This window comes from Shewanella sp. CG12_big_fil_rev_8_21_14_0_65_47_15 (assembly GCF_002783505.1).
Classification (GTDB): Bacteria; Pseudomonadota; Gammaproteobacteria; order Enterobacterales; family Shewanellaceae; genus Shewanella.
Genome location: NZ_PFGL01000070.1, coordinates 73,800 through 96,805, shown reverse-complemented (window position 1 = coordinate 96,805; position 23,006 = coordinate 73,800). Strand labels below are relative to the sequence as shown.

Here is a 23,006-nt window from a genome sequence, read left to right as displayed (position 1 = left end):
TTATCCATTTACTCCATACCTTGTCAGCTTTTTCGCTGCTAAGTGACTTTTCGTTACTTGAAGGTAACTTGAAAGTGCATTATGTTGTTTTAAAATGGATGGCCTGATTTTTGCCCTTAAAATGGATGGCCTGATTTTTGCCTGATTTTTTGCGCCACAAGAATAGGCTGACTCACGAAATCATTGCTGCCGAGCTTAGTTTATCAAATGTGGCTGGCGCTGAAGTGGTGACAAACTTACGTAAGCAAACCCATCGAAAAGTCCGCAATATCTAGAGTAATAGCGCTGACGACACAAAAGTCTGTCACGAAGTCGTTCGTCGAAAACGCACTTTAATGCTCATCCTACCTAAATAGCTGATCCGAATACTGCTACACTTTCGCCGTGCCATGCCCGCTGCCAGGAAATGGGGAAACGGTTCCCATAAAATGCCATACCATGCCAAGCAGTTCCCGCATGTTCCTGCAAGCGTGATTGCGGGTTACCGTTTCATGCAGTGCGAGCCACAAGCGTTCTATCTTGTTGACCCACGGCGAGTATACCGGCTGAAACAGTAATCTGAATTTGGGGTTGTGCTTGAGCCAAGCTACGGTCTTACGGCTCTTATGAATGATGTAATTGTCCAGGATTAGCGTGATGGTTTTGGCTTTGCGGTAATGTCGCTTAAGCTTCTCCAACATGGCAATAAACAGCTCTGACGCTTTGCTATCGCTGCTCACATAAAGCACTTTTCCTGTCTTGGCATGCAGGGCTCCAGCCAAGTAGTGCTTGCGGTTGTTACCCGGGGTGACAACGCGTTTTTGCTGACCTTTTGGCATCCAATCTGCCCCGATTTTTGGGTTCAAGTCGATGTCTACTTCATCTTCATAGAAAACCGGATGTTCGACGCAACACTGCTCAAGTGCCTGATTTATTGCGGCCATTTTCTCATCTTTGTGTGGGTCTTTGATACGCAATGTCGGAGCTGAGCGGCGCCAGACAATTCCTGCCTTGGGTAGTAATCGGCGGACGGTTGATGCAGCGATGCAGAGCTTAAGCTGTGCATTAATCACCATGGCAAGCAGTTCGCTGCTCCAGCGGCTACGTTGGTAGCCAAAGTCCTGTGGGCATAGCTGAATAAGCAAAGATAGACAGAGCAATATGGGGTCTATGGGCAAGATTGCCGGCCGTCCCAACGTCAGGGATTTAAGCCCATCAACGCCGCTTTCGGTGTACCAGCCTAACCAACGACCAATACTGGAGCGTGCTGCACCAGTAGCATGATGAACGTCGGTAATCGACTGCCCTTGATGCAGCATCAACATAGCGATAAGACGTCGGGCGAAGTGCTTATCCTTGGTTTTATGGATCAATTTCTGTAGTTGTTTGCGCTCTGCGCGACAAAGTGGTGGTAAGATGGCCATTCTCAGTCCTCGGCGAGTGGTGGGTTTGTTTGGCGATAGATCAGATCGCTCAAACAGGACTGAGTTCCCTTCCTTTGATCTACTATTTGGAACAGCTATTTAGGGAAGGCGCTGCATTATGGAAACAAGGGCATTCTCGTAACTTATTGATGCATAGGTAAAAGCTCCATGGTTCAAATAAGCAATGGAAGAAACGGTACGGGTATTATCGCAGGTCAATCTCAGAAACAGCCATGTATAGAGTGAAGCGACTGTGAGATGGCACATTGAGAATGCGAAATCTTAACGCTAAGGTGGGAGAAACTTACAAATTGATTAGGGCGTTGAATAAGCTTACAGGACAAGTATGCCTGAAACTCACTATGTAGTTTGTTATTTGAACAAAGCCATTAATATTATTAACTGCAGTATTTAGTACTGTAAATAGATAATTTCACTAAATTGTAAATACTCTTTAGTTTAAAATTAATCAGAGTTAAAGTAGCAACGAATTTTTTAAACAATAAAGATTGTTCTTCTTAATAAATAGGTTAATAATATGTTAAGTAAAGGCTGTGACCTCCAAGTATTAAAGACTTTATGCGGTAATTCATTTAGGCCGCTGTACTGTAATTATTTTTTTATGATACATATAATCTTGCATTAGTGAATTTTATAGTTTTGGTGGTGGTTGCATTATGGTGCAGCGCGTTAAATTAAAGTTTGGAGGTGTTATAAATATGGATTTTATAAGGATTATATTTTTTATTTTGGTGTTTGTTAGTTTTTTTTCTGAAGCGGATGAAGCATCAATAACAGATCAAGTCAAAACATTAAGCAATGACAAATTAAATATCAATGGTGATTTTGGTGATCACTTCGATGTATCATCAGGCACCATGAGTTTTTCGCGTAAAGATGGAGATATTCCTGGGAATTTTCCGATTGAAGTAAGTTACAGACTTAAGTACAACACTAACTTTCCCATTGTTCATGGGTGGTTAGAGGATGTGCCTAGAATATGGTTAAGCTATGCAAGAACATCATCTTTATATACATCATATGCATCTATAAATGAAAACCATAGTAACTTACCTTTATCATGGAAGGTTGGTCAATATTGTAGTGGGAATGAACAATCGGCTGATTTAACATCAAATACGTCAATCCAAGGTCTGAATAGAGGTTGGGCATTCTCTCAGAAAAAAATAAGTGTTCCTGGAAAAGTTAGTGACGATGAACTACTAACTCCAGATATAAATAACAGTTTATACTCTTCTGCAAAATATATAACAAAATCAAATTGGAAAGTTGAGTGTTTTTCTTCAACAAATGGTGTTAATGGTTTTAAAGCTATTTCACCTGATGGTTTAATATACTATTTTGACCAAATAGGTAGTTTTCCTAGTACAATAAAAGGAGGGAATGACTTACCATTTTTGAGTTATTTTCTTGGACAAACTACGACAAGTCAATATTTCTTTCGTGAACCTGTAAATCCCTTTGATATGAAGTATGCAGAATACTCTCTATTTGTTAGTAAGATAGAGGATAAGTTTGGTAATTGGGTAAAATATGAATACGACCATACACAGCCATCAGATATTGATCGTGACACATATAACAATTTATCATTAAGAAAGATTACTAGTAGCGACGGTAGGGAGTTAAGCGTATCCAGAATTGGGAACGATACAATTCTTAACTCTGCAGGGCGCATTTGGAAATATAAAAACACAATCTTAAACCCAAATGACAGGGAATTGGGAAAAAATACTAACTTAGTAGTGATACAGCCTGATGGAAAAACGTGGACATACGATTTACATTCAACAGATGTTGAGCATGTTGGTGATTCAAGTGGACGATACACTTGTAGTAGAGCTTTTAATCCTGATGAATCTCGACTTATACCTATGGTAATTAAAAGTCCTTACGGTTTAAAAATGGAGCTTACTTATAAATATATAAGGAGTGATGAATCAAATATATATACCTCCAAAAAAGGTATAAAGCTTGATGAGAGAAGGTGTCATTATACTTATGCACTAGTGAAAAAAACGATCACATCAGATAACAACAGTGATGTATGGTCTTATTATTATTCTAACACATTAGGTGCTTTTGATATAGAAGACAATTATGGACCAAAAGAGAGTTATTTAACTGGTTCCGTTCCAAGTGGAGTCAATCGTCAACATACAAAAACTGTTACAGTAAACAACCCTGATAATACTTCATTAAAATATTTTATAAATAGAAAATCAAGAACTTATCTCTTTGGAAGTGTTTCAGCGATAGAAATGTATGATAAAAACACAACTGAACCAAATAGAACGATATTTTATACATATGGTAGTAGTAGTTTCAAAGGAATTCAAAAAGACTTTTCAAGAAATGAGGATTTGTTGAAATACTATCCATTGGTAAAATCGGAAACTGTTATTGAAAATCAATCTTCTTATGTAAAGAATTACATATACAATCAATTTGATGCTGTAATAAACAAAAAAGAGTATGATCCTTCTAATTTTGAAAAGGTAAAGATTACTGATTATTTTCATGATTTAAAAAATTGGCATCTCAATCAAATTTCAAACATAAAAATTGCAGACTTTAATACTAGCAAATCTATTGCTAGTTATATATTTAAAGAGGTAGGCCCCAAAAGCATACCTCTGGTAAGTGATGAATTAAATTATGGTAAATTAGTCAAAAGCTATACTTATCATGCTGATGGTAATGTTTTATTAACTGCATTTGCAGATTCTAACAAATATACGCGACAAGAAAGCTATTACCGTGGCAAGGCACGTAAATTTACCCTTCCTTGTGCGACCACTAATAGCTGTAATACCGCAAATGGCAGTACGACCAATACTATCGTGGCATTACTTGAGGTGAATGCTGACGGCACAACCAGCAGCGTCACTGACTTTAATGGTAATAAAACCTCATACAGTTATAACCCTGTCGGTTGGCTAACAAAGATTGATTACGCTGACCCAAAATGGACTGACAAAGTGGTCAGTTATGCGATGGTGACCAGCGCGGGTGATGGAATAAGTGGCAGTAATGTTGCTGTTGGTAGCCTGCGTCAGACTATATCGCATGGTAATTACGAAAAACGTATTTATCATGATGGTTTACTGCGACCTATTTTTATCCGTGAAGGCGATACCGCGAATGCCTCAACAATACGATACCAAACCATGGCCTATGACCATGACAATAGACAGACCTTATCCAGCTTCCCTAGTTCGGACGCTGGCAACCGTCTAGGTATGGAAACCGAGTATGACGCGCTGGGCCGCATTATTAGCCAAACGCGTACCAGTGATGGTAGTGTCAGTCGGCGTGAATATCTCTCTGGTAATAAAGTGGCGGTGACGGATGGTGAAAATAACACCACCACCACAACCTATCTTGCCTATGGTGAGCCTGCCTATGATAAGCCGACGTTAATCGAAGCGCCGGATACGGATGATATCGCCATTGATTATAACGTGTTTGAGCAGATAACCCGTATTCGTCAAGGTAATATTGTCGAATCGCGTATTTACGATGCCTATCAGCAGTTGTGTAAACAAATCCGCCCTGAAACTGGCATGACGGCATTTGGCTATAATGGTCAGCGTCAACAGATATGGCGTGCAGAGGGGACCATCGGTTCAACCTTAGACTGCGATGCGGCAGCCGTACCTGCAACACATAAGACATTGCTTGCTTATGATAATTTAGTACAGTTACGAACCGAGAACTTCCCCGACAGTACCCCCGATAAAACCTATAGCTATGATGGTAATGGGAACATAACCTCTTTACTGGCAGGGTCCGTAAACTGGACGTATTTGTACAATAGTTCGAATACTATTGAAAAAGAGACTCTTGCGCTCGATGGCAAGAACTTTGTACTGGACTGGGAATATAACAACCTAGGCGCACTGAGTTCTCTTAAATATCCCTCAGGAGCAATCGTTGATTTTGCACCTAATGCACTGGGTCAAGCAACTAAGGCAGGAAGTTATGCTTCAGGGGTAAGTTACCATCCGAACGGACAGATTAAGCAATTCACGTATGGTAATGGGATTATCAGGAATGTTGCGTTAGACACGACAGGTCGTATTGATGCACTGACAGATATCAAAGCAGGCTCAGTCAAAAATAGTCTCGACCCAAGTTATGACAATAACGACAATTTGGCCCGTTTAATCGATTGGGTGGACCGCAATAATGATGTAGATAATCTCGCTTATGACGGAGTCGATAGGCTTAAATCTGCTGATGGCAAGTGGGGGAGCGGTCGGTATAACTATGATGGGCTGGGTAATGTGCTCAGCCGCAGTTTGAATAACTCAACCATTACCTACAATTACAATTCACTTAACCGATTAAACAATCTAATGGGTGCCTATGCCTATGGTTACCAATACGATACTCGCGGTAATGTGACCAATAATGGACGCTATAGCCTTACCTATAACTTAGGTCAACAAATGACCTCAGCTAAAGGGATCAGCTACGTCTATGATGGTCACAATCGAAGAGTTAAGCAAAATAAAGCAGATGGGTCACATTATTCTGTATACAGTCAAGCTGGACAGTTGTTATACCGTGAAGCTGCGAATGGGACAAAAAGTGATAATGTATTCTTAGGGAAGCAGTTAATTGCGGAGGTCGATAATGCTGAAAGTTATTACATAAAGTTTGAGAAAACTAATCCTCCGGAAGTATGTAGGCAAGAACCAATACCTGGTTCAAAAAAGACAAAGACAATCTGTACACAAGATAAAAAAGGATTTAGTTGGACAACTCAAAATGCCAGTTCTTGTACTGGGGAGGTTCAACGCTTAATTGGAACAAATATATCTGGTACTACCAAAATATCCGGTACTTCTGGCAGCTTGAATTTAGGACGGCATTTTACGTTAAATATAACCATGACATGTCTAACAAATTCCAATCAAACTATAACAGCGGCTTATAGCTTGTAGGCCTATTAGTTAGGAGTAAAAATGAAATATAAAAGTTTGATATTTTTTTGTTTGATTTATATAACCTCTTTTAATCTCATGGCTACCGTTGTGCGATATCAGCACACGGATATGCTCGGTTCAGTGATATCTGAGTCGGATGTATCAGGCAATATCGTCAGCCGCAGCCATTATGAACCCTTTGGTAAACGTATTGGTGGGGATAAGGAAGGTATTGGGTATACGGGGCACCTGCAAGATAAAGACCTGGGCCTGACTTATATGCAGGCACGATACTATGATCCACTCATAGGTCGATTCTATGCGGATGATCCGATTGGATTTAGAGATATTCATTCATTTAATCGATATGCATACGGGAACAATAATCCGTATAAATATACGGACCCTGATGGTGAATTTGCCTTAGCATTATTTTTACCACCACCGCCAATAATAGGACAAAATGCTGGAAATGTTAAAGCACCTAACATCACACAGCGAGATGTTGTGGTGGGGGCCGCCAGAACTGGTAACCCAATTATAACTGCTGCTGCGATTATATTGAGTGCAAAAAATGGTTCTGATAACACTGAAAATAAGGGACAAACAAAGCCTGAGGTTGGTAATTGCCCGGAGTGTGGTGGCAATACATCAAATAAAACTGGTAAAATAGCTAGCGCGCATGACCTGACATCAAAGGAAGTGAAAGATAAAATTCATGAGCTCAAAGGAGATGCTAAAATTCCAAACAATCCAGATGTAGAGGTATGTAATGGCTGTGGCGAAGTATTTCCACAAACTGAAGATGGTAATCTTGGGGATACCATTGGGAATATAAAAGAGGAAGACTTGTAATGCTAACAAGTAAAGCGATGCTAAGAATCACTTCGAAATCACTGGGACTTAATGAAATTACTGCGTATTTTGGTAAACCAACGAAGGGCTATTCGAAAGGCGAACCTTTTGGGAAGCGGAATAATCTGAGAGAACACACTCAATGGATGCTGAGCTCAAATCTAAGTGATAGTTTTCCATTAGGAGAACACATTGACAATTTGGTAGAGTATTATAAATCATCAGAGCACATGAAAATATCAAGCGATATTGAGATTGACTTATTTTGCATGCTTAGTTCAGACAATGGACAAGGCGGATTGTTATTGTCTAATAAAACTCTTCGAAATGTCGCTGAACTGGGTATGTCGATTGTTTTTGATGTCTATTTAGATTGATTTAACCGAGTTTCCTTAGGTGTACTAGCTCAGACCTGATCTGACAGTTGCCCATTTTTTAGGGTGCCACTGTCAGCTTAGATTTGAGCTAAATTCTTTTCAGCCCAAAACCGTTTCCCATCTATTAATGTGGCCAGTGGTGTTCTGCCGCAGCACATTTTACCTTGATGGGTTCGTTCATTGTTGTAATAAGCCAGCCATTCGTCCAGATCTTTTTGTAGTTCCTCCATGTTACCGTACAGTTTTTTTCGGAAAGTAACCTGATAAAACTCATTCAAAATAGTTTTATGGAACCGTTCGCAGATCCCATTCGTTTGCGGGTGTCGCGCCTTCGTCTTAGTGTGTTCTATATCGTTAATCGCTAAATACAGCTGATAGTCGTGCTGTTCCACTTTGCCACAGTATTCGGTTCCTCTGTCAGTTAAAATGCGCAACATGGGCAGCGCCTGTGTTTCAAAGAACGGTAATACTCTGTCGTTGAGTAAATCGGCCGAGGTGATTGGGGTTTTCGTTGTATACAGTTTCGCGAAAGCAACTTTGCTGTAAGTATCGACAAAGGTTTGCTGATAAATCCTGCCTACGCCCTTAAGACTACCAACGCAATAAGGTATCTTGTGAGCCGAGATAACCTGGATGATGCGTTTCAATTTCACCACAGGCTTCATCGTCTTGCTGCTTACGTTCAAGGGCGGCAACTTGTTCATCCGAAAGGATTATCCCTTCTAGCTCGACTTTGGCTTCGAGGGCTTTTAATCGCTTTTTGAAGTTCTCTAAGCCATGCCGTAACCAAATGGAGCGCACGCCACTGGCGGAGACAAATATCCCTTGTTTTCGAAGCTAGTTACTAGAGCGAGACTGCCCATGGGCAGGAAATGCGATAGCATGTGTTAAGACGGTATTTTCAGTTACATCATCAACACGATTCTTGAGGTTCGGTGTTCTTCTGGACTGATTAATCAACGACTCAACACGCCCCATGGCCGCTTTTTGGCATCCATGCCATTACGGCATTCGTGAATCCACTCACATCAGACGGGCGGCCCTGCATCCACGGATGGACTTGAACAACGTCCCTGTTTAACTGCCTGTTCGCCATCTGATAGGCAGGACGCCTGAATGTCGTGCAATGCAGGGATGCATGAGAACGACCATGGCTCTCGTTCATAAGCGTAGAAACCCTAGGTTTCTATTTACCGTGTCGATGAGTGAATACCATGGCTCGCCCATCAGTAGGAGTCAGCATTTAAGCTACCAAGTAACAAGTCATTTAGTCGTACTAACCCTCTATTTTTTTACACGCTCTTCTGTCCAGAAGTAAGCTAGGTTCAGTATCAAACCTGACTCATTGACTATTCATCGAGCGACAAAGATAAAATATGTTTCGCCCATAAAAAAACATCGGCCTAAGCCGATGTTTTATATCTACTAAGATGATCGAACGTTAGCTGATTAAGCCTCTTTGAACGTGCTCCAGATGGGCGCATGATCTGAGGGTTTATCTATGCCACGCAGATCGTAATCGACATCGGATTCCACTAAACGTGCCGCCAGTGAAGGTGTCGCTAAAATCACATCGATTCGCAGTCCGCGGTTATCGTCGAAACCTTTACTGCGGTAATCGAACCAAGAATAACGTTCGGTGCGCTCCGGGTGTAATTGACGGAAAGTGTCGATTAAGCCCCAGTCCTGCAAGGTTTTCAACCACTCACGCTCTTCCGGTTGGAAGCTACACTTGCCGGTTTTTAGCCAACGCTTGCGATTGACTTCGCCGATACCTATGTCTAAATCGGTCGGCGAAATATTGATATCACCTATGATGGCGATATCTTCATCGTTGCTATGGTTCGTCTGCAAGTAGTACATTAAATCCTGATAAAACTTACGTTTAGCAGGATATTTTGTGGGGTGGTCTATGCTTTCGCCCTGGGGGAAATAGCCGTTGAATACCGTCAGTGGACGACCATTGGCTTGGGCAAAGGTGCCGATAATCATTCGGCGCTGGGCATCTTCGTCATCGGTTGGAAAGCCTTTTTGCAGCTTTTCTGGTGCGACTTTCGACAGCATAGCCACACCATAGTGGGCCTTGCCGCCGTGGTAATGCACTTGGTACCCCATGGCTTCGACTTCGGCTAATGGGAATGCCTCATCGTGCACTTTGGTTTCTTGTAGGCCGATAATGTCGGGTTGGTGGCTGTCGATCAAGGCTTGCAGTTGGTGCAAACGAGAGCGTAGTCCATTGATATTAAAAGACACTATTTTCATCAAGGCAGAACTCGCTTAAAGGGTTTCACCACAACGCTGTGATAAACACCCGCAGCAAAGTAAGGATCCGCATCGGCCCAGGCTTGTGCGGTCGCTAGAGAATCAAAATCTGCCACCACTAAAGAGCCGCTAAATCCAGCATCGCCAGGATTTTCACTGTCTATGGCTGGGTGTGGGCCAGCAATCAATAAACGCCCCTCATCGGCCAATTCTTGTAAGCGAGCTAAGTGGGCTGGGCGGGCGGCTAAACGCTTTTCTAAACTGTTTTCAACATCTTGAGCTGAAATCATATACCACATTATTTGAGTTCCTTTCGTTGATCTTCGGGAAGGTGTTTATAAAGGTAGAATACAGTTATTACAGTATTGAGTAAGGTTAAGGCGGTGAGGCCAAACACCTTAAAATTCACCCAAGTTTCTAACGGTAAGCTAAAGGCGACGTAGATATTCACTAGGCCGCAGATGGCAAAAAAGACCACCCAGTACCAAGTCACATGGGCCCAAATTCTATCGTCTACTTGCATTTCTTTGCCTAACATCGACTTTAGTATCGACTTATTCAGAATTTGGCTAGTGGCTAAGGCTATGGCAAATAAAGCATAAATAATGGTGACTTTCCACTTAATAAAGGCATCGTCGTGGAAGACTAAGGTGAGAGTGCCAAATACAGTCACCATAGCAAAAGTGATCAGGTGCATCTTTTCTAGCTTTTTGTATAGTGCATAGGTCACGATCAATTGCAGTGCCGTTGCGGCGATCAAGGCACCACTGGCAATATAAATATCAAAAAATTTATAAACGGCAAAAAAGATAACGAGTGGCAGAAAATCAAGCAGTTGTTTCATAAATAATCGTGATAAAGAGACGAGGGCTTGAGTGTAGCACGCGAGACTAGAGGGAAAAAGCCATCATAGGCATCGATTGCGATCTTGCCCGTGAAACCGTCTAATCTTGATGCTAAATAGTGGTTTCAAATTGCTAAGCCCGCATTTTTTCTTTGGTGCGTTGCATAAGAGGGCAATCCTGGCATTGGCCCGTATTGGCGAGTTGATACCTTAAACAGCAAGTGCGGCGAATGCAGTGGATTTTGGGGCTCGGTGTTGAGCTCAATGTTGTGCTCGTTTTTACGCTTGAGTCTTTGCTCGAATCTGCACTGCTTTGCGCAGGTTCGATAAGTAAGTTAATGCTGTTATACAGTGGATTGGTGCTGCCATCTAAAAAGGTCGCGCGGCGAAACAGGGCTTGTTTCAGTTGCTGGCTGTGCTGCTTAGTGAGTCCTAATTCCCCAAGATACCAGTGGATCAGATAGCCTAAGTGACTCCAATATAATTTAGCGGGTACAGGGCTTAGGGTGAGCAGGCGCTCAACACTCGGTTGCAGTAAGTTTAAGATAAGGCCTTGTAGGGCGAGTTCTTTTTCAACTTGTAGCATCAATGGGCTTAATGGCGAATGTACCTCAGTGTCTGTGTTGATACATGGCTTAGTGTTGGTTTGGCAAAGTGGTTCTATGCCGTGATGTTGTTTAAAAGTCAAAGCGGTACTTGGCTGGTGCTTTGGGATGTTAAATTCAAATTTTGCCACTCGGCCACTGGGGTGTAGCTGCATAAAAACGGACTGTGGCTGCCAGTGGATAGACTCTAAGTCAGTTTGTGGAGCGTTGAAAATCCACTCCATCATAGGCGGAACTAAGAGGCCGAAATACCATTGGCCCCAAAGTGAATGCAGCGCTTTGCGAGTGTCTTTTCGATTTGTCGCAGCGCTTTTACTGGCGAAAGCAGGCGTTCGGCTGGTTGCAGCTGTTTTATCCGTCTCGGTTTCGTTTTCGGTTTTAGTTTCAGTCTGAGTTTCGGCGCTAGGGTGCGCTATGGCAAAACGCGCTAGCAGTGTTTGATAGGTATCGGCGCAGCTCCATTCATCGAAACTGAGTCCCGTGGGTGAGGACGTTGCGCTAAGGTGTTCGCCATAGAAGGGCGCCCGCTCATGTAACAGCCGATTGAGTGTCAAAATGGTTTGATTCAACGCGTCTTGGCTTGGCGAGGTATCGCGCAATCGTTGCAGTCTGGTGTCTCCCCGTTGGCTTGCCATAGTGACTCCTTAATGGCTGTGATTGATTGTCGCGGTTATTGATAAGCCCAGCTATTATTGATAAGTTCATATAAATTAGGACCTTGTGAGCCCAAGATTTGGGCTCATAAGGGTTTTCGAACTTATCAATAAAAGCCTTCTCTAGAAGCGATAGCCTAAGGTTAAGCTGGCACTGCGCGGCGTACCGTATTGGAATTGGCTGTATTGACCGACTTGGCTGTAGTAGCTTTTATCTAAGGCGTTGTGCAGGTTGGCGCTAAGCTTAAGCTGCTCGGTGAAGGCGTAACTTGCCATCAGACTCGCCAGTGCATAGGAGCCTTGCTCTACTTCGACTTTGCCCAGTGGCGAATTAACCGTTTGGTAGACTCGGCTCTGCCAGTTAACCCCTGCACCAATTTGCAATTTATGCCAATCACCACCAAAGGTATAAGTGGTGAAGAGTTTTAACTGCTGACGTGGTGAGGTGGTATTGATGCGTTTGCCCTCAGGATCTTCGGTGGTGAACTGGGTGTAGCCTAAGTAAACATTCCAGTCATCGGTGATTTTACCCGTCGATTCAAACTCAAATCCTTGAGTTTTAGTGCCGTTTACGCCTTCATACACTTGCGTTGTTGTTCCTGGGATCACATTGCCAGTGCTGACTCCGACATTGTCTTGTCTGATCTCAAACACCGACAGCGACATATCTAAAGCTTCATCGAACAGGCTCGCCTTAATCCCGCCTTCGTAGTTTTTCCCCTTGACCGGATCTAGGTAGCTTTTATCGATTCTTTGCTTAGTTTGCGGCGCAAAAATGTCGGTATAACTGGCGTAGAGTGAGTACTGCTCGGTCAGGGCGTAAGTGAGACCTAAGTAAGTAGTGAGTTCGTTACTGATGTTGAAATTGTATAGGCTTTTAAAGTTATCTTGATCGGTTTTCCACTCATTGAGGCGCAATCCGACTAGGACGGCTAAAGCATCGCTGAGATTAAGCTGAGTCGCTACATAGGCGGCGCTCTGTTTGGTTTCGCCAAATGAACCCGTGGTATAGGTTTCCTGCCATTGAGGTTTTGGATATTGGAAGTTCGGATCGCGAAAATCCCCCAGTGGTGGTACTGCAGCAGTGGGGTAATAATAGGGATTGGCGAACTCTTGTCGCTGACCATTCCAGCCAAACATCAATTGATGTTCCTGACCAAAGAGTTGGTATTGTCCTTCTGCGCGCAAATCCACATTGTGTTGGGTACGACTGCCGTCGACATAGGCGATAGAGCCTGCTGTTGCGCCGATATTAGTCATAGGATCAGGATATCCCGTGGCCCATAGCACATCGAACTCCAATGAGTTATCGCCATAGGTGTAAGTGCCTTTTAGGTTCCAACCGTTATCTAATCTGTGCTCGAGACTCGCAAAGGTGTTGAGGCCTTGGGTATGCGCCGAGCCCCAATCGGGCGCCGTTGAAGTGGCACGATCATAATTAGTGCGGCTGCCATCACTGTAAAATAGCGGTAAACCGCCCGACATAGTGCCGCTCGGTGTGGCATCTTGATAATCGACACCTAGGGTGAACATTGTGCTATCGCCAATATCGGTTTCGACTATGCCGTATAACGTGGTGCGCTGCTGCTCGTATCTGTCTTGGAATGAATCTTTATCCTGATAGGCGGCCACCACGCGACCACGCACAGAACCCGAATCATTTAAGCCGTTGGAAACATCGACCATACCGCGCACATTATTCCATGAGCCTACACTTAACGAGGTGTTGCCCATAAACTCTTGGGTCGGGCGTTTACGGATAAGGTTAATGGCCGCCGAGGGATTGCCCGCTCCCGTCATGAGTCCCGTCGCGCCGCGTACCACTTCTACTCGCTCATAGATGGCGGTGTCGATGAGATTATCGCCATAGTTGAAGCGGGTATCGTAGGTGGTGGGCACACCATCGTACAAGATGCTGGTCACGGCAATGCCGCGGGCACTAATGCTGTATCTGTCGTTATCCATTGGGCGGGCATTGATGCCTGCGACACTGGTCATGGCATCAATCACGCTATTAAGCTGTTGATCGTTCATCATTTGACGGGTGATAGACGTGACCGACTGCGGCGTTTCTAAATAGGATAAATCGAGCCCTGTCGCCGTGTTCATCGCTTGGGTTTTATAGCGATTGTCGTGTAAATCCTTAGCGCCAATGACATTGATGATTTCAATCTCTTTCTGGTGTTTCTTGGTTTTACTATCCGCATCGACTGTGTCAGCTGTGGCATGGGGAACCGTGGCTAACATGGCTGAGCACAGCAATAGCTTCGGGTTAACTAGGGCTTGTCTGCAGACGAGTGCGATGCTGGAGAGAGGGAAAGTCTTCATAATATTGATCGTTAATTCCATTTAGCTTGGGTTAAATAAGGCGGGCCAACATTGGCCCACACTAAGGTTTCGTCAAGTTTCAGAAAGTGTCGGGTCTATTTGCTTTGTTGCGCGTTAACGTGTTTTAGACTCAGCGCTGCCAAGTTTGGGGCGCTTAAAGACATGGCTTTGTCTAAAGGCCGCCAAGGGATTGTCGATGCCGCCGGCGAAACGCAGGTTTTTCTCCCTGTCGGCAAGGTCTATCATTTGCTGGTTGTTATTCAATTGGATACGATTAAGGCAGGTGCGTACAAAGCTGTCCTTAAACAGATCGTATTGGGCAAATTTGGCGGCCAAATGTGGATGCTGGGCTTGGTAGTCACGTACATTGTCAGCCACTAACTCCCAGAATTGGCCTTCACTGACGCTGGTTTGCTCATCGAGCAGCGGTGCTAAATAGCGGAAAATACAGTCAAAAATATCCAGTAAGATGTAGTTAAGCTTCATCTCTTCTTCAAGGCTCACCGCAAGGCGTTTTACATCATCAGGCAGCGGCGAAGCGCCATTGAGTACCGCGACTTCTTCGCCTATGTCTTTCATCAAAATCTTGACCGGCACATATTCATCCAGCACTAAGATCAGGTTTTCACCATGGGGCATAAAGACCAGATCGTAGGCAAAAAACGCATGTAACAGCGGCGATAAATACAGGTTTAAGTAGCGACTCACCCAATCCTTTGCAGGTAAGCCAGAGGCGGCAATTAAGGCTGCAACCAGCGCCTTATCTTCATGATCCGTGTGCAGTAGCGCTGCCATGGTCATCAGATTTTGCTTAGGCTCAATGTGCGGCAGTGGGCTTTCACGCCACAGTGCCGAGAGCATTTTCTTGTAGGCGCTGTCTTGGGTGAGCGCCTGCTCGTAATAACGGTGGTGGTAACCTATGGCGGCAATTTCTTTAAGGATCACAAACCCTTGCTGAGTAAAGTAAGGGTCACTCTCAACCAAGTTCGCCACCCACGCATTTATTTGCGGTGTGCAGCTCATGTAAAGGGGCGATAGACCGCGCATAAAGCCCATGTTTAAGATAGAAAGTGCGGTTTTGACGTAGCACTTTTGCGGCGATGCAAGATTGAAGAAAGTGCGTATCGATTGCTGCACTTGGTATTGCTCGCTGCCTTCACCAAGATAAACCAGATCGCCACGGGCTATGTCGCCGGCAAAGACGCGGGCGATTTTTTCACGCCACTGCCAAGGATGCACTGGCATAAAGTAGAAGTCCTGCGGATCATGCTGCTGGGTTTTAAGATGCTGCTGAAAATCAGTGAACTGCTGGCCAAGCTCAGCTTTTAGTAACGCGTCGTGACTCAAGTTTTCGAGGGCGGCAAACGTGGTTTTGCTCTTGCGCACGCCAAGCCAGACTAACTGCATCGGCATCGCGCTTTCTGGGGCAAATTGACGATAATCCTGCATATCGAAACCAATCCGGCCGTTATTGGCAATAAACACCGGATGACCCTCAGTCATACCCGCTTCTATGCTCTGATAATCGGCTCGCGCCAGTGTGGCTGCGGGGATCGCCTGATGCGCTAACTTGTACGCCTTGCTGTAGAGAGTGCTAGTGATTTCCTCTAAATAGGTAGGCAGTAAGGTTTCGCCGATCCCTAAGTCATTTTTAAGGGAAATGATCAGCGACATCGCATCGAGTGCTTGCTCTTTGCCCGCGTTAGAAACGCGAATGGAATCTGTATCAATCGCGAGATGATCGAGCTGATAGTGCCGCGCACTAAAATAGTAAGTGCTGTCTTTGAGGCGCAATTCATAGTGGTTAAGCCCCGCTTGTTGCCCGTAAAGCGTCGGCGTGATGATCTTCTCATGGGTGAATTCGCAGAGGATTTTCTTCACTAAATGCCGATTCGCCGCTTGCCAATAGGCGGGGCTCAAATGCTCCGGCAGAGAAGTCGAGGTTGATGACAGCGTTGGATTGAGTTGAGTCGCCGCTGCGTGAGTTTGATGATCCTGCGTTGGCAATGGATTAATTAATAAGGCTTTTGTGGGTAAGTTCATCTAGTTCACCTAAAGAGTGGATAATGTTATGGGGGAGGTTGCGGGCGCTTTGAACGAGCTTGGCAGCGCTGAGCTTGTCTGGGCTAAGTCTGTCGAAGAGGGCGTGCTCGATGCCTGCTGGCGATCGGCCGCAGTGCAAAATCCGAGGTAAGCAGCCTTAGTGCTTAATTGAATCGCCTTTTCATAGCGAATGCCCACTCGGCTATTTAAGCGATGAATTTTGCCATTGAGTTGATCGGGTTCAACCACTAGGCGATTAAAGGCCAGTTTTTCCAGTACGAGCTGCGTTATTGCATCCATCACTTTGAAGGATAAGCCGCTGATGGGGTTACCATCGGGCGGCGCGATAATGAGGTGCATACCGCAATCCCCCGGCGCAACAGGATAGTGCTGACCGACTTCATCGTGGGCGGGATCGTAGAGTTCCACCATAAAGAGCGCTTTACCCTGCCACTCACCTATCAAGGCAAACTTGTGCTGCGTGGCTGCCATGAGGTTCTCTATGGCGGCGAGATTCAAGCCCTGCATGCCCCAAAACTTGGCATAGTCTTGGTTAAACCAAGACTGGAGTGTTGGTATGTCTTGCTTGAGATCTAACGCTCTGAACTGGAAACCATTGATGCTTGTCATCGTTGATAGCTGCGTTAAACATAGCTGCGTTAAACAATGGTCACTGGAATGACTCGCCATTATTGCGCCTCCTTGTTTGGCGCCATCAAGACCGACATATTGGTTCCCGCGCCTGCGTTCATACTTGAAGTCGGTGTTTGGGTTGGGTAGAGATGCTGCGGTGCACCAGCGGTATTGCTATGCGGCGACGTCTTAGGGACATATTTAGGATTAAGATCCAGTCTATTAATCGCATGGGCGCCGCAGGGCTGATGATTGGCAAGTTTGGCCGGATCGAAGGTTTGAAAGGCGATATGTTCCTCAATGTGGTAGGGCGCGTAGCCGAGCACGGCCTTTAATATAATGCCGTTGCGATAACAGCCCATGCCAAGATCCGGTGAGCTGACCCCATGGGTATGCAAACCCACATTTTGGACAAAAATATCCCCGCGAATATCTATGCTGTAGTCGCGTTGCACCTCAAGTTGTCCGGCGTCATCGAACTCGATCTGTTGCTTAATACCACTGATAAACTCGGGTAAACGATAGTGGTAGCCAGTGCCTAATACCACAGCACCCGTGGTTTGGCTCAAAGGGGTATCTTGCTCTTGATGCTGGAAATGTAACTTGAGTGCATCTGGGTCAGTTTGAATACGAGTTAACGCCACATTGGTCATCAATTGGCACTGGAAATCCGCAATCAAGCGTTTTTGATATAACAAGTCATAGATGTCGTTGATAAGCTCCGCATTAATGCCCTTGTAGAGCGATTTTTGACTGGCGATCAACACACAGCGTTTTTCCGGTGCTAATTCGTGGAAGTAATCGACATAATCCGGCGAGGTCATCTCCAACGTCAACTTAGTGTATTCCAAGGGATAAAAACGTGCGGAACGCGTCATCCAATTGAGTTGATAGCCATAGGTATCAATGTCTTGCAGTAGATCGTAAAACACTTCCGCCGCACTTTGGCCGCTGCCAATCACTGTGATGGCACTCTGACTCTGCAGGTAGGTTTTTTGCTGCATATAGCTGGCGGTATGCATGACCCGTGGATCTTGAATGGGGCAATCCTTTGGCAGATAAGGCTCAGTACCAGTGCCTAACACTAGCTTTCGGCACTGATAGGTATGGGTTTTACCACTGCGTCTATCAAAACCTGTGACGCGATAAATACCTTCACCGGCGTTGTAATTCACTTGAGTGACCTTAAAACCAAATTTAAGATTGCTGAGTTGTTGGCTCACCCATTGGCAATACAAGTTGTATTCGTGGCGGGGTAAAAAGAAATTTTCGCGAATATAAAAGGGATAGAGCCTGCCCGTCTTTTTGGCAAAATTAAGGTAGCTGTAACGGCTGGTGGGATCGGCCATAGTCACCAGATCCGACATAAAGGGGGTTTGCAGTCTTGAGGATTTGAGTAGCATGCCTGGGTGCCAGTCAAAGCTGGTTTTTGCATCTAAAAATAAGCAGTTAAAGCCGTCGATAGGTTCTGATAGGGCGGCGAGGCCAAGATTGAATGGACCAATGCCTATGCCGAGTAGATCGAAGATTTCGCGATCAATTTCCCTTTGTTGAGTAGTCACTTACGCCTCCTTTGGCAGCATGCTGTTGCGTGTTGCCGATCCAGTAATCAGTTACCTAAGGACGCAAACTAAAGTGAATGCAGTAATCCGAATAGCCTGTTTGACTATCTATTTCCTGTGGTTAATTTGCTATTTTTAGCTCGGTCCCTAGGCCATTTTTCCTGCTGTCTCTGTCCCGACAACGGCGAGTAAATTAGCATGTGAAAATACTTAAATGCAAACAGTTCTCATTTGCGTGATAAGGGTAAATTAATACTTTTTCCCTATGAATAAGCGGTGTCTATGCGGTTAATGGCATGCCTAGTGGTCGATTTAGCGAGGGCCGACAAGATCGAGTGTGATGGCTTTAAAGCGAAGTATATGGGGTAAAAATTCTAGCTTATACATGTATATCAATAGGTTGTGTTTTTTATGGCAATGCGATCTGGGAGGGATGTGAACTTAGATAATATCGAATTCAATCGGCAGGCGTGTTGTGAAGAGGTTAATGTAAATCCAGTGTAAATCGCTATCGGGCAAAGGGTTAGAAGCTGGTATGGGATCCCCTTTGGTAATTTATTAAACGAATGACGGGTGAGCGACTACTCGAAGTTACGCAGTCATAAGAATCAAGCGGACTGTGCCAATAAGGGCATGAATTAAAGCTTAATAAAGCCAATTGGTGACCCAAAGCTCGCCCGTCACCCATTGGTTAAGGGGAAAGCGCGCTTTTGCCTGCAGATCGCTGCCTTGGTAGTAAAACCAAATAGGCGCGCCATTGTCGCATTTGGCGGCCACTTCCCCTTCAAATCCACAGCCCCATGGCGTGAGTTCGAGAATATAGATCCGATACTGCATAAAAAGTCCGTTTTATTGTCGAGGCATCCATGCTACCGAGGAACTGTGACTAAATAAATACGCAGTTAGTTTAGGTTGCAGCCTTCATGGCGCGGGTAAATTCCCCAAGGGCAGCAAGTAGTTTAGCTTCATCGTGCTGGTGGGTTTCGATGATTTTCACTACGGCAGAGCCTGAAATCGCCCCTGCAGCGCCCGCTTTGATGGCCTCGCTCACCTGTAAAGGTTCGGCAATGCCAAAGCCGAGTAGCGGTGGCGGCGCGTTAAAGGTCTTTAACTGAGATAGAATTTCTTCCACCGGCACGCCCGCTTTGGTGTCTGTGCCTGTCACCCCCGCGCGGGATAAGAGATAGGTGTAACCTTCGCCGCTTTTACTCACTTGCTCAAGGGTTTCACTGTCGGCATTGGGCGGCGCGATAAAAATCGGCGCAATACCATGGGCTTTAGCGGCTTGGCTAAAGGGCGCGGATTCTTCCACTGGCACATCGGCGATAAGCACTGAATCCACACCCGCGTGCTGCGCCTTGGCGTAAAACGCATCTATGCCGTTAGCAAAGACTAAGTTCGCATACAGCAGCAAACCGATTGGCAGTTCTGGATATTTTGCACGAACTTGCGTGAGCATTTCAAAACACGCCGTTGGAGTCGTGCCCGCGGCTAAAGAACGCAGGTTAGCGCCTTGGATCACTGGGCCATCGGCCAAGGGATCGGAAAACGGGAAGCCCAGTTCTAAGGCATCGGCACCGTTTTGCACTAAGGTATCGATAATTTTTAGCGATAACTCAGGGCTAGGATCGCCAAGGGTGACGAAGGGGACAAAAGCACCACGGCCTTCGGTTTTGAGTCTGGCAAAGGTGGTTTGGTAACGGCCTGCATGCGGTTGAGTTGTAGCGTTAGCTGTAGACGTGTCACTCATGTTTATTATTCCTCTTTACCATTCAAAATGTCAGAAACGGTGAAAATATCTTTGTCGCCACGACCGGAAAGATTGACCACTAAAATGGTTTCCTTGGTGCACTCGCGCGCCATTTTGACGGCATAGGCGATTGCATGTGCCGATTCCAATGCGGGGATAATCCCTTCACAGCGAGCCAGTTGTTGGAAGGCTTCCAAGGCTTCATCGTCGGTGGCGGATTCATAACGGGCGCGGCCTGTGGCATTAAGATGTGCGTGCTGCGGGCCAACGGAGGGGAAGTCCAATCCGGCTGAAATTGAGTAGGATTCTTCGATTTGACCTTCGCTGTCTTGCATCAAAGGCGCTTTCATGCCGAAGAAAATCCCTGTCTTACCGTGTTTAAGCGGCGCGCCGTGCATCGGCGTGTCTATGCCTTTACCCGCAGGTTCGACGCCGATCAGTTCGACACTTGGCTCGTCGATAAAGTCGGCAAACATGCCGATAGCGTTGGAGCCGCCGCCCACACAGGCGATAACCGCATCGGGCAGGCGACCTTCACGTTCTAGCATTTGCTTCTTGGTTTCTTCGCCAATCATGCGCTGGAATTCACGCACTATGGTTGGGAACGGATGTGGCCCCGCGGCCGTGCCGAGTAAATAGTGGGCCTTTTCGTAGCTGCCGGACCAGTCGCGCATCGCCTCGTTACAGGCATCTTTTAAGGTGGCAGAACCTGAGGTGACAGGAATGACTTCTGCACCCATCAACCGCATTCTAAATACGTTAGGTGATTGGCGCGCAACGTCTTTCGCGCCCATATAGACTTTACATTTTAAGCCTAACAGTGCGCAGGCAAGGGCGGTGGCAACGCCGTGTTGTCCAGCGCCAGTTTCTGCAATAATTTCCTTTTTGCCCATGCGTTTAGCCAGCAGAGCTTGGCCTAACACTTGGTTCGTTTTATGGGCGCCACCGTGGAGTAAATCTTCCCGTTTAAGGTAGATTTTCACCATAGGATTAGGGCTTAAATTGCGGGTTAAGGTCAGTGCCGTTGGGCGACCTGCGTAGTTTTTCAGTAAATCGGTAAACTCGGCTTTAAAGTCGTCATCATCTTGGGCTTCCACAAAGGCAGTTTCTAATTGCTTAAGGGCTGGCACTAAAATCTGTGGCACATACATGCCGCCGTATTCGCCGAAATAAGGGTTAAGCTTTAACGTTGACATACCTTTTCCTTATCTTATCAATCTGTTTGTCAGTGGCTTCTTGAACTGGGCCACAGATATTAATGGGTTTGTCTAGAGGCGCAGGTTGGCAAAAGCCGTTTGGATCAGTTGCGCCGATTTAATCCCTGGGGCGGTTTCTAGGCCTGAATTAAAATCTAAACCGTAAAATCCTTGGGCATTGGCACTCGCCGCATTGTCGGCGTTAAGTCCGCCCGCCAGCATAGCGCAGGTTTTGTTGGGAATTTGTGCTTGCCAATTAAAGGCTTGGCCCGAGCCGCCAAATTGGCCTGCCGTTTTACTATCAAACAGATATCGCGATGCTCCCTGGGGTAAGTTACCAAGTTCCCCTGTTTGCGCATCGACGCTGACGGCTTTCCAAATTTGGGTGGTGAGTCCCGCTTGCTCAAGTCGCTCGGCGAGCTGGGCGATTTCCAGTTCGGTTTCCGCGCCGTGCAGTTGCACCGCAGATAACTGCAAACTGGCAGCGATATCACAAATGGTTTCTGGTGCGGCATTAACAAACACGCCGACAAATTCAATGGCGGGGGCATCGGATGCGCGATACTCCCTGAGCAGTTGTTCAGCGGCATTAAGGGTTAACGCGCGCGGGGATTTTTCAGCAAAAATCAGCCCGCCATAGACGGCGCCTGATGTTGCCGCGGCGCAGATATCTTCCACGCGGGTGAGGCCGCAGACTTTATTGTGACCGAAGATCAATTTGCGGCAGGCGAGATCTATATCAGCCTCGGCCATTATCGAACTACCGACGAGGAAGCCATCGACCAGCGGACTCAGGCGGCGCACTTGCTCATTGGTGTAGATACCTGATTCGCTTATTACCACGCGGTCGCAGTCAATGTGTGGCGCTAACGCTTCTGTGGTGGCAAGATCGGTACTCAAATCCCTTAAATTACGGTTATTAATGCCAATGATCGGCGCATCTAATGCGATAGCGCGCTTAAGTTCTTCTTCGTTACTGACTTCGGTCAGCACATCGAGTCGATACTTAGCGGCTTCTTTCGCTAGACCTTGATATTGTTCATCATCAAGCACGGACAGCATCAGTAGAATCGCATCGGCGCCTTGGTGGGCGGCGAGTTTGATTTGATATTCGTCTACAAAAAAATCTTTGCACAGAATAGGTTGGTTCACCCGAGCGCGTACCTTAGGGATATAGCCCATATCCCCTTGGAAAAACTGCTCGTCGGTTAATACCGAAATGCCCGCCGCATATTTGCCGTAAATATCGGCAATGGCTTCTACATCAAACACATCGCGGATAAGCCCCTTGGAGGGACTGGCTTTTTTACATTCTAAAATGTAACCCGCCTTGGGTGCCTTGAGCGCGGCAAACAAACTGCGGTCAGAGATTTTTGGCGACAGACTGGCCTCGGGGAAACGCAGCTTCAGGGCGGCAATATGGGCCGCTTTGGTATCGACAATACGGGTTAACACATTACTTTTGGGCATAGGGTTGGTTTGTGCCTGTGGCTGAGTTCTCACGTCTTGGCTAGCGGTTATCGGTTCTTGAGTCATTGCC

The 23,006-nt window shown here is 45.8% G+C and carries 15 protein-coding genes and 4 pseudogenes; 5 read left to right on the top strand and 14 right to left on the bottom strand.

Annotated elements, in window-relative coordinates; all coding sequences use genetic code 11:
- Positions 1 to 170: 170 nt before the first annotated feature.
- A pseudogene (locus tag COW15_RS20110) lies at positions 171 to 353 on the top strand (IS5/IS1182 family transposase); the annotation flags it as partial.
- Between the two features lie 18 nt (positions 354 to 371).
- Here the strand turns inward: COW15_RS20110 and COW15_RS20105 are convergent.
- Complete coding sequence (locus COW15_RS20105; RefSeq protein ID WP_293635430.1) at positions 372 to 1,403, bottom strand: IS630 family transposase; 1,032 nt, start codon at positions 1,401 to 1,403, stop codon at positions 372 to 374.
- A gap of 101 nt (positions 1,404 to 1,504) precedes the next feature.
- Between COW15_RS20105 and COW15_RS20100 the strand changes: the two are divergent.
- From COW15_RS20100 to COW15_RS20085, 4 genes and pseudogenes are all read left to right on the top strand, one after another.
- Positions 1,505 to 1,818: pseudogene (locus tag COW15_RS20100) on the top strand (hypothetical protein); the annotation flags it as partial.
- Between the two features lie 262 nt (positions 1,819 to 2,080).
- The gene (locus COW15_RS20095) at positions 2,081 to 6,376 is read left to right on the top strand and encodes an RHS repeat domain-containing protein (RefSeq protein ID WP_293635428.1); all 4,296 of its coding nucleotides are present in this window, start codon (positions 2,081 to 2,083) and stop codon (positions 6,374 to 6,376) included.
- Between the two features lie 21 nt (positions 6,377 to 6,397).
- Positions 6,398 to 7,213: an RHS repeat-associated core domain-containing protein gene (locus COW15_RS20090; RefSeq protein ID WP_293635426.1), complete on the top strand. Its 816-nt coding sequence runs from the start codon at positions 6,398 to 6,400 to the stop codon at positions 7,211 to 7,213.
- Positions 7,213 to 7,590: a DUF4279 domain-containing protein gene (locus COW15_RS20085; RefSeq protein ID WP_293635424.1), complete on the top strand. Its 378-nt coding sequence runs from the start codon at positions 7,213 to 7,215 to the stop codon at positions 7,588 to 7,590. Before COW15_RS20090 ends, COW15_RS20085 begins: the two co-directional genes overlap by 1 nt.
- Before the next feature lie 77 nt (positions 7,591 to 7,667).
- On the opposite strand, the pseudogene COW15_RS20080 reads toward COW15_RS20085, so the two are convergent.
- The 13 genes and pseudogenes from COW15_RS20080 to trpCF all read right to left on the bottom strand — a co-directional run.
- A pseudogene (locus tag COW15_RS20080) lies at positions 7,668 to 8,565 on the bottom strand (IS481 family transposase); the annotation flags it as partial.
- A 474-nt stretch (positions 8,566 to 9,039) separates the two neighbouring features.
- Positions 9,040 to 9,852, bottom strand: a complete 813-nt coding sequence (gene xthA / locus COW15_RS20075; protein WP_293635422.1) for an exodeoxyribonuclease III — start codon at positions 9,850 to 9,852, stop codon at positions 9,040 to 9,042.
- A complete protein-coding gene (locus COW15_RS20070) occupies positions 9,852 to 10,151 on the bottom strand; it encodes a YciI family protein (protein ID WP_007649321.1) in 300 nt (99 codons plus the stop codon). Before COW15_RS20070 ends, xthA begins: the two co-directional genes overlap by 1 nt.
- Complete coding sequence (locus COW15_RS20065; protein WP_293635420.1) at positions 10,151 to 10,696, bottom strand: septation protein A; 546 nt, start codon at positions 10,694 to 10,696, stop codon at positions 10,151 to 10,153. The genes COW15_RS20070 and COW15_RS20065 overlap by 1 nt, the downstream gene beginning before the upstream one ends.
- 133 nt (positions 10,697 to 10,829) lie before the next feature.
- Positions 10,830 to 11,936 carry an IucA/IucC family C-terminal-domain containing protein gene (locus tag COW15_RS20060; RefSeq protein WP_293635418.1) on the bottom strand — a complete coding sequence of 369 codons (1,107 nt, stop codon included), beginning with the start codon at positions 11,934 to 11,936 and terminating at the stop codon, positions 10,830 to 10,832.
- A gap of 141 nt (positions 11,937 to 12,077) precedes the next feature.
- Positions 12,078 to 14,303, bottom strand: a complete 2,226-nt coding sequence (locus COW15_RS20055; protein ID WP_293635416.1) for a TonB-dependent siderophore receptor — start codon at positions 14,301 to 14,303, stop codon at positions 12,078 to 12,080.
- 93 nt (positions 14,304 to 14,396) lie between these two features.
- Entirely contained in the window at positions 14,397 to 16,325 is a 1,929-nt protein-coding gene (locus COW15_RS20050; protein WP_293635414.1) for an IucA/IucC family siderophore biosynthesis protein, read from the bottom strand.
- A 9-nt stretch (positions 16,326 to 16,334) separates the two neighbouring features.
- Positions 16,335 to 17,015: a GNAT family N-acetyltransferase gene (locus COW15_RS20045; protein ID WP_293635412.1), complete on the bottom strand. Its 681-nt coding sequence runs from the start codon at positions 17,013 to 17,015 to the stop codon at positions 16,335 to 16,337.
- Complete coding sequence (locus COW15_RS20040) at positions 17,015 to 18,520, bottom strand: SidA/IucD/PvdA family monooxygenase (RefSeq protein WP_293635410.1); 1,506 nt, start codon at positions 18,518 to 18,520, stop codon at positions 17,015 to 17,017. The genes COW15_RS20045 and COW15_RS20040 overlap by 1 nt, the downstream gene beginning before the upstream one ends.
- Before the next feature lie 669 nt (positions 18,521 to 19,189).
- Positions 19,190 to 19,357, bottom strand: a pseudogene (locus COW15_RS20035) (glycerate kinase); the annotation flags it as partial.
- A 70-nt stretch (positions 19,358 to 19,427) separates the two neighbouring features.
- Positions 19,428 to 20,270, bottom strand: coding sequence for a tryptophan synthase subunit alpha (gene trpA, locus COW15_RS20030; RefSeq protein ID WP_293635406.1), 843 nt, complete (start codon positions 20,268 to 20,270; stop codon positions 19,428 to 19,430).
- 5 nt (positions 20,271 to 20,275) lie between these two features.
- On the bottom strand, positions 20,276 to 21,466 hold the full coding sequence (gene trpB / locus COW15_RS20025; protein WP_293635404.1) for a tryptophan synthase subunit beta: 1,191 nt from the start codon (positions 21,464 to 21,466) through the stop codon (positions 20,276 to 20,278).
- 72 nt (positions 21,467 to 21,538) lie between these two features.
- Positions 21,539 to 23,002, bottom strand: a complete 1,464-nt coding sequence (gene trpCF / locus COW15_RS20020; protein WP_293635402.1) for a bifunctional indole-3-glycerol-phosphate synthase TrpC/phosphoribosylanthranilate isomerase TrpF — start codon at positions 23,000 to 23,002, stop codon at positions 21,539 to 21,541.
- Positions 23,003 to 23,006 lie beyond the last annotated feature (4 nt).

Bases quoted from the DNA above. Each gene is read 5' to 3' on its own strand.
- COW15_RS20105 (WP_293635430.1), bottom strand. From the start codon at position 1,403: ATGGCCATCTTACCACCACTTTGTCGCGCAGAGCGCAAACAACTACAG.
- COW15_RS20085 (WP_293635424.1), top strand. From the start codon at position 7,213: ATGCTAACAAGTAAAGCGATGCTAAGAATCACTTCGAAATCACTGGGA.
- COW15_RS20050 (WP_293635414.1), bottom strand. From the start codon at position 16,325: ATGAACTTACCCACAAAAGCCTTATTAATTAATCCATTGCCAACGCAG.
- xthA (WP_293635422.1), bottom strand. From the start codon at position 9,852: ATGAAAATAGTGTCTTTTAATATCAATGGACTACGCTCTCGTTTGCAC.
- COW15_RS20095 (WP_293635428.1), top strand. From the start codon at position 2,081: ATGGTGCAGCGCGTTAAATTAAAGTTTGGAGGTGTTATAAATATGGAT.
- trpB (WP_293635404.1), bottom strand. From the start codon at position 21,466: ATGTCAACGTTAAAGCTTAACCCTTATTTCGGCGAATACGGCGGCATG.
- COW15_RS20060 (WP_293635418.1), bottom strand. From the start codon at position 11,936: ATGGCAAGCCAACGGGGAGACACCAGACTGCAACGATTGCGCGATACC.
- trpCF (WP_293635402.1), bottom strand. From the start codon at position 23,002: ATGACTCAAGAACCGATAACCGCTAGCCAAGACGTGAGAACTCAGCCA.
- COW15_RS20045 (WP_293635412.1), bottom strand. From the start codon at position 17,015: ATGGCGAGTCATTCCAGTGACCATTGTTTAACGCAGCTATGTTTAACG.
- COW15_RS20070 (WP_007649321.1), bottom strand. From the start codon at position 10,151: ATGTGGTATATGATTTCAGCTCAAGATGTTGAAAACAGTTTAGAAAAG.
- COW15_RS20055 (WP_293635416.1), bottom strand. From the start codon at position 14,303: ATGGAATTAACGATCAATATTATGAAGACTTTCCCTCTCTCCAGCATC.
- COW15_RS20065 (WP_293635420.1), bottom strand. From the start codon at position 10,696: ATGAAACAACTGCTTGATTTTCTGCCACTCGTTATCTTTTTTGCCGTT.
- trpA (WP_293635406.1), bottom strand. From the start codon at position 20,270: ATGAGTGACACGTCTACAGCTAACGCTACAACTCAACCGCATGCAGGC.
- COW15_RS20090 (WP_293635426.1), top strand. From the start codon at position 6,398: ATGAAATATAAAAGTTTGATATTTTTTTGTTTGATTTATATAACCTCT.